Source organism: Aurantimonas marina, assembly GCF_017183135.1.
Lineage (GTDB): Bacteria > Pseudomonadota > Alphaproteobacteria > Rhizobiales > Rhizobiaceae > Aurantimonas > Aurantimonas marina.
This window is the reverse complement of sequence record NZ_JADDXW010000009.1, coordinates 113,831-127,200: the sequence shown is the minus strand read 5'-3', so window position 1 is coordinate 127,200 and position 13,370 is coordinate 113,831. Positions and strand designations below refer to the sequence as shown.

At 63.6% G+C, this 13,370-nt stretch carries 9 protein-coding genes; 4 read left to right on the top strand and 5 right to left on the bottom strand.

Annotation, left to right across the window (positions count from 1 at the left end):
* Positions 1-12 precede the first annotated feature (12 nt).
* Both ING15_RS12055 and ING15_RS12050 read left to right on the top strand, forming a co-directional pair.
* Complete coding sequence (locus tag ING15_RS12055; RefSeq protein ID WP_206455067.1) at positions 13-762, top strand: arginyltransferase; 750 nt, start codon at positions 13-15, stop codon at positions 760-762.
* Positions 763-879: 117 nt separating this feature from the next.
* Positions 880-1,806: a DMT family transporter gene (locus ING15_RS12050; RefSeq protein ID WP_206455066.1), complete on the top strand. Its 927-nt coding sequence runs from the start codon at positions 880-882 to the stop codon at positions 1,804-1,806.
* Between the two features lie 57 nt (positions 1,807-1,863).
* Here ING15_RS12050 and parC read toward each other — a convergent pair whose 3' ends face one another.
* Positions 1,864-4,116, bottom strand: a complete 2,253-nt coding sequence (gene parC / locus ING15_RS12045) for a DNA topoisomerase IV subunit A (RefSeq protein ID WP_206455065.1) — start codon at positions 4,114-4,116, stop codon at positions 1,864-1,866.
* 213 nt (positions 4,117-4,329) lie between these two features.
* Between parC and ING15_RS12040 the strand changes: the two genes are divergently transcribed.
* Positions 4,330-5,511 (top strand): hypothetical protein, encoded by a 1,182-nt coding sequence (locus ING15_RS12040; RefSeq protein ID WP_206455064.1) that lies wholly within the window; start codon positions 4,330-4,332, stop codon positions 5,509-5,511.
* 82 nt (positions 5,512-5,593) lie between these two features.
* On the opposite strand, the gene aspS is transcribed toward ING15_RS12040, so the two are convergent.
* Complete coding sequence (gene aspS, locus ING15_RS12035) at positions 5,594-7,381, bottom strand: aspartate--tRNA ligase (RefSeq protein ID WP_206455063.1); 1,788 nt, start codon at positions 7,379-7,381, stop codon at positions 5,594-5,596.
* Between the two features lie 185 nt (positions 7,382-7,566).
* On the opposite strand from aspS, the gene rnd reads away from it, so the two are divergent.
* Positions 7,567-8,724 (top strand): ribonuclease D, encoded by a 1,158-nt coding sequence (gene rnd, locus ING15_RS12030; RefSeq protein WP_206455062.1) that lies wholly within the window; start codon positions 7,567-7,569, stop codon positions 8,722-8,724.
* Positions 8,725-8,734: 10 nt separating this feature from the next.
* Here rnd and ING15_RS12025 read toward each other — a convergent pair whose 3' ends face one another.
* The 3 genes from ING15_RS12025 to ING15_RS12015 all read right to left on the bottom strand — a co-directional run bounded on the left by ING15_RS12025 (position 8,735) and on the right by ING15_RS12015 (position 13,360).
* On the bottom strand, positions 8,735-10,237 hold the full coding sequence (locus ING15_RS12025; protein ID WP_206455061.1) for a Ppx/GppA family phosphatase: 1,503 nt from the start codon (positions 10,235-10,237) through the stop codon (positions 8,735-8,737).
* Positions 10,238-10,241: 4 nt separating this feature from the next.
* On the bottom strand, positions 10,242-12,458 hold the full coding sequence (locus ING15_RS12020) for an RNA degradosome polyphosphate kinase (RefSeq protein ID WP_206455110.1): 2,217 nt from the start codon (positions 12,456-12,458) through the stop codon (positions 10,242-10,244).
* A 188-nt stretch (positions 12,459-12,646) separates the two neighbouring features.
* Positions 12,647-13,360 carry a P-loop NTPase family protein gene (locus tag ING15_RS12015; protein ID WP_206455060.1) on the bottom strand — a complete coding sequence of 238 codons (714 nt, stop codon included), beginning with the start codon at positions 13,358-13,360 and terminating at the stop codon, positions 12,647-12,649.
* Positions 13,361-13,370 lie beyond the last annotated feature (10 nt).

Here is a 13,370-nt window from a genome sequence, read left to right as displayed (position 1 = left end):
GGCGCGCCGGCAGTGACAGTTCATCACCCGCAAACGCCGCAATTCTTCCTCACGTCGCCCTCCCCCTGCCCGTATCTCACAGGTCAGGCCGAGCGGAAGGTGTTCACGCACCTCGTCGGCGAGCGCGCCCCGAGCCTGCTCGACCTCCTCAGCCAGGGCGGATTCCGGCGAAGCCAGAACATTGCCTACAGGCCGGCCTGCGAATCCTGTCGAGCTTGCGTTTCCGTCCGCATACTGGTCGACGAGTTCAGGCCGAGCCGCTCTATGCGCCGAATCTTGGCGCGCAACCAGGATCTGGTCGGCCGTATGGGCATGCCGGCTCCGTCGAGCGAACAGTATTCGCTGTTTCGCCGCTATCTCGACGATCGGCATACCCATGGCGGGATGTCGGAGATGAGCGTCCTGGACTACGCGATGATGGTCGAAGACAGCCAGGTCGACACGCGGCTGGTCCAATATCGCCTGCGGGGACCGGATTCGTTCTTCAGCGAGCAGTCTGACGGCGATCTCGTCGGCGTCGCGCTCAGCGACGTGATGGGCGACGGAATGTCGATGGTCTACTCGTTCTTCGAGCCGGAGGAGAGGTCCAGAAGCCTGGGCACCTACATGATCCTCGACCATATCGAGCGGACCAGGAATCTCGGCCTGCCCTATCTCTATCTCGGCTACTGGGTGAACGGCTCGTCGAAGATGGACTACAAGATCCGGTTTCAGCCGCAGGAGCACCTGATGCCCAAGGGCTGGGAGCGCTACGCTGGCTGAGCGGCGCGTCGTCGGATGCGCATTTCCGGCCGCCGTGTTTCGCCGTCGCTCGCGAAACTGCTAAGGTGAAGCGTATCGGCACGGTCCGGCGGCGCCCCTCGTTCATTACGGAATTTTATGTCTGTCCCGCCGCAAGCGAGTGTATCGTCGTCGTCATCCTACGCGCAGGGCCTCGCGCTTGTCGGGTTCGGCGGTTTCGTCCTGTCTTTCGATATTCCGCTCATCCGGTTGTCGGAGAGCGCCTTCTGGACCGTCCTGCTGGTGCGCGGCGCCCTCACTTGTCTTGCGGCGGTGCTCATCTGGCGGATCGACCGCGCGCTGTTCCCGCGCGGCCAGAAACTGATCGCCGGGCGCGCGGGGCTTGTTGTCACGGGCATCTATTCTCTCGCGGCCGCGAGCTTCGTCTTTTCGGTCTTCAACACGAGCGCCGGCAACGTCGTCTTCATCCTTGCCTTCAATCCGATGTTTTCGGCGATCCTGTCCTGGCGGCTGGTCGGCGAGCGGCCGTCGACACCGACGCTGCTGGCCATTCCCGCAACCCTCTTCGGCGTTCTGCTGATCATCGGAGCCGGCTTCGAGACCGGTAACTGGATGGGCGACCTCGCCGCGCTCGCCACCGCCTTCCTCATCGCCCTCGCGATCACGCTTGCCCGACGCAGCCGCACCGACATGCGTTACGCCGCGGCGCTCGGCGCCTTCCTGCCGGCGCTGATCGCCGCCCCCTTCGTCGCGGCCGAGGGCATCCATTCCGAAGCGATCGGTTGGCTGGCGCTGAATGGCGCGGTGATCATTCCCATCGCGTTGATCTGCCTCGCGCTCGGGCCGATGTTCGTGCCGGCGCCGATCGTGTCCATGGCCTATCTGGTCGAGACCGTGCTCGCGCCCGTCTGGGTCTGGATGGTGTTCGCCGAGCGGCCAACGGATCTGGCGCTTGCCGGCGGCATCGTCGTCGTCGGAACGCTCGTGGTGCACTCGCTCGTCGAACTCGGCCGCGCGCGGCGCTCCCGGAGGCGCAGCATCGCGGTCGCATCCCGCCACGTGTGACGGGAGCGGCAGGCGCTAACCCAGCCACCTGTCGAGCCGACGCAATGTGCGGCGAGCTCAGCCTTCGAACTTGTTGGTCTTCGGAAAGCCCTTCGGCACCAGACGGCCGGCCTGCGCCCGGTCGCCGCGCCATTCCAGAAGTTCGGCTTCGGAGCGGGTAAACATCCGGCCGGCGGAATCCGACCACACCAGGCCGCCCGCCATCCGGAAGACCTTGGCGTCCGAGACCCCGCCATCCTTGTAACGCTGCAGCCGCACGCCCTTGCCGCGCGCCATCTGCGCTACCTGCGCCAGCGGGAAGACCAGCAGCTTGCGGTTCTCGCCGACGATCGCGACGTGATCGCCATCGCCCACCGTCGGTGCCAGCGACAGCGCGGTCTTGCCGGACAGATTCATCAGTTGCTTGCCCTTGCGCGTCGCCGACAGCATATCGGTCTCCGCGACGATGAAGCCATTGCCGTCGGATGAGACCAGCAGGCGGCGGCGGTCGGGATCAGCCACGAAAGCGATGGCGATGTCCTGCTCGTCGTCGAAGTCGAAGGCGAGACGAATCGGCTCGCCCTGCCCGCGCCCGCCCGGCAGCTTGTCGGCGCCGAGCGTGAACGCCCGTCCGCCCGTCGACAGAAACACCAGCTTGTCGGTCGTCATCGCATGGAAGGCGAGCTTCAGACCGTCGCCTTCCTTGAAGGTCAATGTCGAGAAATCCGCCAGATGCCCCCGCATGCCCCGCAGGAATCCCTTTTTGGACAGAACGACGGTCACCGGCTCCTTCTCGATCAGCGCGACGGCAATGTCGTCGAGAGCCCGGTTGGGCGCGTCGGCGAAGAGCGTGCGGCGGCGTCCGAGCTTGGTCTTCTTGGAATAGGTTTCGCGGACCTCGCGGATCTCGCCGGCAACCGATGACCATTGCTTGTCGTCGGAGGCGAGCAGCGCTTCCTTTTCAGCTTTCTCTTCCGTGAGTCGGTCGAACTCGCGTCTGAGCTCGAATTCCTCCAGCTTGCGCAAGGAGCGAAGGCGCATGTTGAGGATTGCCTCGGCCTGCACGTCGGTCAGTTCGAAGGTGCGGATCAGCACTGCCTTCGGCTCGTCCTCCTCGCGGATGATCCGGATCACCTCGTCGAGGTTGAGAAAGGCGATCAGATAGCCGGCCAGCACCTCCAGCCGCCGCTCGATCTGACCGAGCCGATAGCGCGCCCGCCGCACCAGCACCTCGCGCTGATGGGCGAGCCACTCGGCCAGCACCTCCTTGAGCGACATGACCTTCGGCACCTTGCCGCCGGACAGGACGTTCATGTTCAGCGGGATGCGCGATTCCAGATCGGTCAGCCGGAACAGCGATTCCATCAAGAGTTCTGGATCGACGGTCCGGCTCTTCGGCTCGATGACGACGCGCACGTCCTCTGCCGATTCGTCGCGGATGTCGGCCAGCAGCGGCAATTTGCGCGCTTGCAGCAGTTCGGCGATCTTTTCGATCAGCCGCGACTTCTGCACCTGGTACGGGATTTCGGTGACCACCACGACATAGGCGCCGCGGCCCTGGTCCTCGGTCTCCCAGCGAGCCCGAACACGGAACGAGCCGCGGCCGCTGTCGTAGGCTTCGCGGATCTGGGCGGGACTGTCGACGATCACGCCGCCGGTGGGAAAGTCCGGACCCTGCACGAAGCGTAGCAACGCATCGGTCGAGGCGTCCGGATTGTCGATCAGCTTGAGCGCGGCGTCGCAGAGTTCGGCGGCGTTGTGCGGCGGGATCGACGTCGCCATTCCGACCGCGATGCCTGACGAGCCGTTGGCCAAGAGATTGGGGAACGCCCCCGGCAGGACGATCGGCTCCTGATCCTCCTCATTGTAGGTCGCGCGAAAATCGACCGCGTCCTCGTCGATGCCGCGCAGGAGCAGCGTCGCGACGTCGGTCATGCGCGCTTCGGTGTAGCGCATCGCCGCCGGGCTATCGCCATCGACATTGCCGAAATTGCCCTGACCGTCGATCAGCGGATAGCGGATGGCAAAGTCCTGGCTCAGCCGCACCAGCGCGTCATAGATCGACGCGTCTCCGTGCGGATGGAACTTGCCCATGACGTCGCCGACGATGCGGGCGCATTTCTTATAGCCTTGGCCAGGATCGAGCCGCAAAACGCGCATGGCGTGAACAATCCGCCGATGGACCGGCTTGAGGCCGTCACGGACGTCGGGAAGCGCCCGGCCCATAATCGTCGACAGCGCATAGGCGAGGTAACGCTCCTCGAGTGCCGCCTTCAGGTCGATCGCTTCGATGTTGCCACCGCCCGACGGCGGCTCTACAGCCTTGCCCATGGGGCTGGTCTAGGACACGAGGGCGACCGGAACAACACCGGAACGTGGTTATTCAAGCATTTGTCAGTACGCCACGAGCGCGAACGCCTTAATTCCGTCGCTCGCCGCACCTCCCCTTATCGCGACCGGGCTTCCGTCCTACAATAATGCGCGACAACGGCCCACATTCTCATCGCGCCGTAGCGCGCTCAGTTTCAAGCGAAAGGTTCTCTCATGCTCGCCAGAACAGGCATCTCCATCGCCACGACGACGCTGCTGCTACTAAGCTCGGCGTCGGCTTTCGCGGTCGACGCCGAGGCCTTTGCCGAGCGGCTCAAGGCCGTCGCGCAGAAGCAGAACATGTCGCTGACTTTCGATAGCGCGGAGGCCGACGGCGACAATGTCGTCCTGAAGGGCGTCTCGGGGGCGAAAGCTGATGAGAAAGGCAAGGTCGCCGAGATTACATTCGAGAACGTCTCCGGCTCCACGGCTGACGGATGGGACGTCAAGCGGATCGCGTTTCCCGACTTCGACGAGACCCAGGATGGCGTGCGCACGCGCATCAGCGGGATCGTGATCGAGGGCATGGAGCTGGTCGGCACGGCTGTAACCGACGTACCGGCGGCGATGACATTCTCCGACTTCTATTTCGAGGGGGCCAAGATCGGCTCGGTCGACGTCGAGAAGGACGGCAAGACGGTCTTCAGCCTAGCAGACGCGTCGATCGGCAATGAGATCGGCGACGACGGCACCTTCACCGCCGAGCTCGATCTCGGCAATTTTACCGCCGACCTCACCACTGGAGAAGACGCCGAAGCCACGAAAGCGGTCCAGGAGGTCGGTTACGGCACGCTGAGCGGCACAATCGCCGGTTCCGCTATCTGGAACCCCACCAGCGGCCTCCTCAAACTCGATCCATTCGACATCGACGTGAAGGACGCTGGCAGCCTGTCCTTCACCTATGGAATTTCGGGCTATACGCCAGCCTTCATCGAGTCGCTGCAGCAACTGCAGCAGCAGATGGCCGCCAATCCGGACAATCAGCAGGCCTCCGGCATGGCGGTCATGGGGCTGATCTCGCAGCTCTATCTCAACTCGGCCGAGATTACCTTCGTCGACGATTCGCTGACCGGCAAGCTGCTCGACTACTACGCTGGGAAAAACGGACAGACGCGCGAGCAGTTGATCCAAGGGCTTACCGGCATGTTGCCGGTGTTCCTGTCCTATCTGCAGAATCCCGAATTCCAAAAGGACGTCACCGATGCGGTGACGGCCTATCTCAACGATCCGAAATCCTTTTCAATCAGTATCGACCCGGCCAATCCGGTACCCGCGACGCAGTTGATCGGCGCGGCGATGGGCGCACCGCAGACCCTGCCGAGCGTGCTCTCGCTTACCGTCAGCGCCAACGATTGAGCGCTGGCGGCCAACTCAACAGGGCCGATTTCCAATTCGGCAAGCACTCCCCTCCACGCCTTTCGCGGAGGGGAGCGCCCGATCAGTTTTTCGCCGCCGGCGCCAGGCGCAGGCCGAGTTCGCGCAGCTGAGCCGGACTCGCCTCGTTGGGCGCACCCATCAGAAGATCGTGGGCCTGCTGGTTCATCGGGAACATGGCGATCTCGCGCAGGTTCTTGGCCCCGCACAGAAGCATGACGATGCGGTCGACGCCCGCCGCCATGCCGCCATGGGGCGGCGCGCCGTACTGGAAGGCACGATAGAGACCGCCGAAGCGCTCTTCCACCGTCGCCTTCGAATAGCCGGCGATCTCGAAAGCCTTCACCATGGTCTCGGGTAGGTGGTTGCGAATGCCGCCGGACGCGATCTCGAAGCCGTTGCAGACGATGTCGTACTGGAATGCCTTGATTGCCAGCGGTTCGTCGCCCTGCAGCGCGTCCATGCCACCCTGGGGCATCGAGAAGGGATTGTGGGCGAAATCGACCTTCTTTTCCTCCTCCTGCCATTCGTAGAAGGGGAAATCGATGATCCAGGCCAGCTCGAACCGGTCGCGATCGATGAGATTCAGTTCCTCGCCGACCCGCGTTCGTGCGGCGCCGGCGAAGGCCGCGAAGGCGTCCGGCCGCCCGGCGACGAAGAAGCAGGCGTCGCCAGCTTCCAGGCCGAGTTGAGTGCGCAGCGCCTCGGTCCGCTCCTCGCCGATGTTCTTGGCAAGCGGACCGGCACCGGCGAGTTTGCCCCCCTCCTCGCGCCAGAAGATATAGCCGAGGCCCGGCTGCCCCTCGCCCTGCGCCCAGGAATTCATCCGGTCGCAGAAGGCGCGCGAGCCGCCGGTCTTCGCCGGGATCGCCCAAATCTCGACCGCCGGATCGTTGGCGATCATGTTGGCGAAGACCTTGAAACCGGAGCCGGCGAAATGCTCGGTCACGCCTTCCATCTCGATCGGATTGCGAAGGTCCGGCTTGTCGGTGCCGTATTTGCGCACCGACTCGGCGAAGGGAATCCGCCGAAATGTCTGACTGACCGGCTTGCCGTCGGCGAAGCTCTCGAACACGGTTCGGATCACCGGCTCCATCGTTTGCAGGATGTCCTCCTGCTCGACGAAGCTCATCTCGACGTCGAGCTGATAGAACTCCCCATAGAACCGGTCGGCGCGCGGGTCCTCATCGCGAAAGCATGGCGCGATCTGAAAGTAGCGGTCGAAGCCCGACATCATGATCAGTTGCTTGTATTGCTGCGGCGCCTGCGGCAGCGCGTAGAACAGGCCGTTATGGAGCCGCGACGGCACCAGGAAATCGCGCGCGCCCTCCGGGGAGGAGGCCGTCAGGATCGGGGTCTGGAACTCGAAGAAACCGGCCTCGCCCATCAGCTGGCGCATTTTCGAGACGATCTGCGTGCGCCGCATCATGTTCTTGTGCAGCGTCTCGCGGCGAAGGTCGAGAAAGCGGTATTTCAGCCGAATATCCTCGGGGTACTCCGGCTCGCCAAACACCGGCAGCGGCAGTTCCTTAGCGACCGACAGCACTTCGATCTCGCGCGCGAACACTTCGATCGCGCCGGTCGGCAGCTTGGCGTTGACGGTGTCTTCCGAGCGCGCCTTCACCTCGCCATCGACGCGGATCACCCATTCACCGCGCACCGTTTCCGCCACCGCGAAGGCCGGCGAATCGGGATCCACGACCACTTGCGTCAAGCCGTAATGATCGCGCAGATCGATGAACAACAGGCCGCCATGATCCCGGATTCGGTGGGCCCAGCCGGACAGACGCACGGTTTTTCCGACATCGTCCTTGCGAAGGGCGGCGCAGCTGTGACTGCGATAGCGGTGCATGGCATACTCTCTTGGATCTGGTCCTGGGCCGGCCGCACGTCGGCGCGCGCAGGCTCGGTTTGGCGGCTTGACTGAATCGCGGGGGACAAGCGCACGCAGCTTTCGTCCTGTCAAGATTTCGCGGGCGTTGTGACGCATCCGCCTTTCGCACGGCAACGCGATCGGGCTAAGGATATCGGATGCAAATGATCACCACGACCGCGGACCTTGCCAAGGCCTGCTCCGACCTCGCCAACGCCGAATACATCACCGTCGACACCGAGTTCATCCGCGAGACGACCTTCTGGCCGGAGCTCTGCCTCATCCAGATGGCGTCGGAAGATCTCGCCGTGCTGGTGGACCCGCTCGCCGGCGGCATCGACCTGGCGCCGTTCTTCGACCTGATGGCCGACGAGAGCGTGGTGAAGGTGTTCCACGCGGCGCGGCAGGATCTGGAGATCGTCTACAAGCTCGGCGGCATCCTGCCAGTGCCGCTTTTCGACACCCAGGTTGCCGCCATGGTCTGCGGTTTTGGCGAATCGATCGCCTATGACCAACTGGTTGCCCGGACCACCGATGGACGAATCGACAAGACGTCGCGTTTCACCGACTGGCGCCGCCGCCCACTCAGCGAACAACAGCTGACCTATGCGCTTGCCGACGTCACCTATCTGCGCGACGTCTATCGCGAGTTGTCCAGGCAGTTGGAGGCCGACGACCGCAGTCACTGGCTGGCCGAGGAAATGGCGATCCTGGCGGACCCGGCCACCTACGACCTGCACCCGGACGATGCCTGGAAGCGGTTGAAGCTGCGGGTACGCAAACCGATCGAACTGCAGGTGATGAAGGAACTCGCCGCTTGGCGCGAACGCGAAGCGCGCGATCTCGACAAGCCGCGCGGGCGTATCCTCAAGGACGATGCGATTTACGAGATCGCCCAGCAGCAACCGAGAGACGAGCAGGCACTCGGCCGCCTGCGGACGATCCCGAAGGGATTCGAACGCAGTGCCGCCGGACGGGAGATCATCGCGGCAGTGGGCCGGGCATTGGCAGTGCCGAAATCGGACCTGCCCCCCATCCCCCGCTCGCGGCAACTGCCCGAGGGCACCGCGGCGGCGGTCGAATTCCTCAAGGTCCTGCTGAAGATCGTCGTCGAGGAAAAGGGCGTCGCGGCCAAGATGATCGCTTCGGGTGACGACCTGGAAAAACTTGCCTGGAAGGGTGAGGAAGCCGGAATCGCGGCAATGTCGGGCTGGCGCAGGGAGATTTTCGGCGAACGGGCGCTCGGGCTGCTGCAAGGCGAGACCGCCCTCGTCTATCGCAACCGCAAGGTCGAAGTGGTCGCGCTGGAAGGAGATGCGTGAGCTCGCGCGTCTACCGCGCCTCCATGCGTAGCGTCTTATCCACGGTCTTGGCGAATTGCTGGAGGCGGCCTTCAGGCCGCTCCCCGATCAGCGCGGCAAGCGCTCGCGGAATTACCAGCGTGAAGCCCCCGCGTGGATCCTGCGCCCATTTCAGTTGATCGAGCACGCCGGGCATTGACGCCGTCAACAGATAGGTCGCGCGAAACAGCGATGCGAGAATGCGGGCACGCGTCATCAGTCGCTCCTCGATCAGGCGCTCGAGTTCTGGCAGTTGCATCTGCTCGAAACTGCCCTCGTGCCGGTAGTAGTTGGTCAGGCCGAGATAGGCCCGGCCGCGATGATCGACTGCCGGAAAGGCGGCATGGGCAATGATCGAGAGGGATTGCTTGCCGCGATAGTCCGGATGGGCGCGCCAGCCGATGTCGGCCAAAAGGCAGGCGGCCTCGCGCAGCCGCTCCTCGTCGTCCGTTTCCTCGATTCCGAATGCTTCGAAGGTGCGCCGGCTCCATTCGACGAGTTCCAGCGCATGGGCGGGCGAGCGCGAACGCAGGATCGATAATTCCCGCGCCGATTCGATCAGCGGATCCTTGCTTTTTTCCTCCTTCGACAGCAGCGAATAGAGATAGCCCTCACGGACGCCGAGCGCCGACATTACGATCTTCGACGGCTTGAGATGGCGCACTACGCTTTTCAGCGCGACGGCGCCATAGGCCAGCAGCGGCCGGCGCGACTTGGAGACTGCCCCGATTCCCGACAGCTTCTCAGGATCGCCACGCACGATGGAGTCGAGGAAATCCTCGATGCCGGAGGCGTCGATTTCGTAGCCATGCATGACATGCAACGGGTATTTGGTTTGCGCCATATGAAGCTTGGCGAGATTGCGCCATGTGCCGCCGACGGCGAAGAAGGAACGCCCCTCGGCTTTTCCCGCAAGACCGCAGGCGGCCAGATGGCTATCGGCGATCGCTTGTGCCCGTGAAAGATCGCCTTCCGCGAGATCGCGCAGCCGCAAACCGCCGAGCGGCAGGGTGAGCCCCCCTTCGAACTGCCCGTCATGAATGTCGACCAACTCGAGGCTGCCGCCGCCGAGGTCGCCGCCGATGCCGCTCGGCGAGTAAAAACCCGCCAGCACACCCTCGGCCGCATAGCGAGCCTCGTCGGCGCCCGACAGGATCACGATCGGCGAACCGATCGCTTCTTCCGCCGCGGTGATGAAATCCGGTCCGTTCTGGGCTTCGCGCGCGGCCGCAGTCGCGATCGGATAGAGTTCGACCACATTGGCCTGCTCGGCCAATTTGCGAAAGCGTCTAAGGGCAGCCAACGCGCTTTCGATGGCTTGAGGATCGAGGCGACTGGTCTGAGCCAGCCCTTTGCCCAGCCCGCTCAGAACCTTTTCGTTGAACAGGACCGTCAGGGTCCGGCAATTGCCTTCGTAAATCACCAGACGAACGGAGTTAGATCCGATGTCGACGACGCCGGCGGGTCGGCGATCCTGTAGCCGACCCTGAGCCATCGGCTCAGTCGAGACGCGCGTGGTCCGCGCGCTGCCGCGCGATGAGTTTTGGGGCATCCGTTTTCAGTGCTTTCCCGCGCCCCGAGAGACTCGGGTTGGTCATAAAATAGCGTTGGGCGTTGAACGGTTGTTCGCCCGGCGAAGGGACGATATGGCGCGACGTTCCATCGGCGGCTACCGACCAGCTCTGTTGATTGTCGAGAATATTGCCCAGCATGATCTGCGACAGCACCTGACTGTGGACGGTCGGCGTGGTGATGGGCACCAGTGTCTCGACCCGACGGTCCAGATTGCGCGGCATCATGTCGGCCGATCCCATATAGACGATCGCGGCTTCGGAGGGCAGCCCCTGCCCGTTGCCGAAGCAGAAGATCCGGCTGTGCTCAAGGAAGCGGCCAACGATCGACTTGACGCGGATATTGTCGGACAGGCCGGGCACACGGGGTCGCAAACAGCAGATTCCGCGTACGACGAGGTCGATCTCGACACCGGCCTGGCTCGCCCTGTAGAGCGCGTCGATGATCGCGGGATCGACCAGCGAATTCATCTTCATCCAGATTTGGCCCGGACGACCCGCCCGCACATGAGCCACCTCGCCCTCGATAAGACTGATGATGCGGCTGCGCATGGTCAGCGGAGAGATCACGAGCTTCTTCACCTCTGCCGGCTCAGCGTAGCCCGTGATGTAGTTGAACACCAGCTGGACGTCGTGCGCGATGTCAGGGTCGGCGGTGAAGTAGGACAGGTCCGTATAGATCTTCGCGGTGATCGGATGGTAGTTGCCGGTGCCAATATGGACGAAGTTGACCAGCCTGCCGTCTTCACGCTTCACCACCAGTGACAGCTTGGCATGGGTCTTTTTCTCAATGAATCCGAAGACGACCTGGACGCCCGCCCGCTCGAGATCGCGGGCCCAGCGGATATTGGCCTCCTCGTCGAACCGCGCCTTCAACTCGACCAGTGCCGTCACCGACTTTCCGGATTCGGCGGCGTCAACAAGCGCCCGCACGATCGGCGATTCGTTCGACGTGCGATAAAGCGTCTGCTTGATCGCGATGACGTTCGGGTCCTGCGCGGCCTGCCGAAGGAACTGCACCACCACATCGAAGGATTCGTATGGGTGATGGACGATGATATCCTTTTCCCGGATGGCGGCGAAGCAGTCGCCATTGTGTTCGCGAATTCGCTCGGGAAAGCGCGGGATGTAGGGTTTAAATTTCAGATCATCGCGCGGCAGCCGGCAAATCTGCGAGACCGAATCCAGCGCCAGCATCCCGTCCATGACCGAGACACGCGAATCCGGCACCGACAGTTCGCCCGCCACGAAATTGCGAAGCACCGCCGGCATCACCGAATCGAACTCGATCCGGATCACCGACCCGCGCCGTCGCCGCTTCAAGGCACTTTCGAAATGGCGGACGAGATCCTCGGCCTCTTCCTCGACTTCGATATCGCTGTCGCGGATGATGCGGAAGGTCCCGGCGCCCTTGACCCTGTACCCCGGAAACAACCGGCCTATGAACAATGCCACAATGCTCTCCAGCGGCACCAGACGGAGGAGCCCCTTGTCAGTCGGCGGCATCTCGATAAATCGCTGCAGCGCCGGCGGCAGCCGCAAAAGCGCGCTCATCGGCTGGGAATCGCGTTCGCGCAGAAGAGCGAGAGCGATCGAGAAGCCCAGATTGGGAATGAATGGAAACGGATGCGCCGGATCCACCGACAGCGGCGTCAGGACCGGAAAGATCGTCTCGTCGAAATGCTTCTCCAGCCAGGCTCGGTCGTCGCGCTTGAGATCTCCGGCGCCGACGATCTGGATGCCCTCCTGCCGTAATTCCTTGACGAGCTCGGCCAGCGATGCCTGTTGCTCTCCCTGCAGATGACCCACATCGTCAAGAATGCGGTCGAGCTGTTCCTGCGGCGTCAGGCCGTCGATGCTGCGGACGGTGATCTTTTCGCGCACCTGACCGGCGAGACCGGCCACCCGAACCATGAAGAATTCGTCGAGATTGTCAGCCGAGATCGACAGGAAGCGAACGCGCTCGAGCAGTGGATGCGAGATGTTCTGCGATTCCTCGAGCACGCGGCGGTTAAACTGAAGCCACGAAATCTCCCGGTTGATGAAACGGTCCGCCGGCAACTCGCTTTCGGTCGTCCGATCGACGTTCGCCGCGGTCTCCACGTCGGCCGGGGGGGTTTCGAGGATGACGGACGCCTCCGACATGATCGGCGTTGTCGTGCCCCTATCCTGTTCCGGGATCGTCGAGGTGGCAGCGGATCCGCTTCGCACCGGCGTGTCAAGCTGATCGCCGGCTGCTGTCGCCTGCCCGTCTCTCGCCGCGCCGGCCACAGGCTTGCGCGTGCGGGGTTTCCTAGATTTGGCCCGGGGCGTCGGTGATGCGGTATCCATGATCAGTCCTCCGTCGCGACCGGGTAGCGGGCCGGCACGACCGTCTGATGACGCACCGCTTCACTCTCGCGGTCAAGCACCCGTTTGAGAAGACGTGTGCTGATGCGCTCCTTCGAGGCCAGCGCCTCGCGATCGACGGCCGCAACGATCCGACGGGCCGAATCGAGCGAGCGCTCCATGCGCTCGACCAGATAACGGATCGATTTCGACGCAATATCGAGCTGGCGATCGGCGAAAAGTTTGACCAGGACACCGGTCAGCAAGTCGTCGTCGGGGGCCCCAAGCTCGGCGAGCGTTGCCGCGCAAAGGCGCGAGCGAAGATCGCGCAGCGTGAATGCCATCCCCGCCGGCGGTGTCCGGCTTGTCGCAAGGATGCTCCCGGTGCCCAGGCGCGCGGCGTTGACAAGGCCAAACAGGTCGGTCTCCGACAAACGCAAGCGCTCGAGACCATCAATGACGACGCGAAATCCCGGCTCGTCGAGATGAGCGCCCAGAGCGCCGGCCTCCGCGGTCCGCGCCCCTGCCCGCTCCGCCCATACATTTGCAAGATGCGTCTTGCCCGCTCCGGGCGGGCCGACGATCACTAGCACCGAATGCCGCCAATGCGGCCAGGCGTCGACAGCTTCGACGGCAAGACGGTTGGATGGCGAGACGATGAGATCATCCCGGGCGAGCGACGCGGCGTGGGGGAGATCGAGGGGGAGTTGCGACGGCATAGCGGCCTCG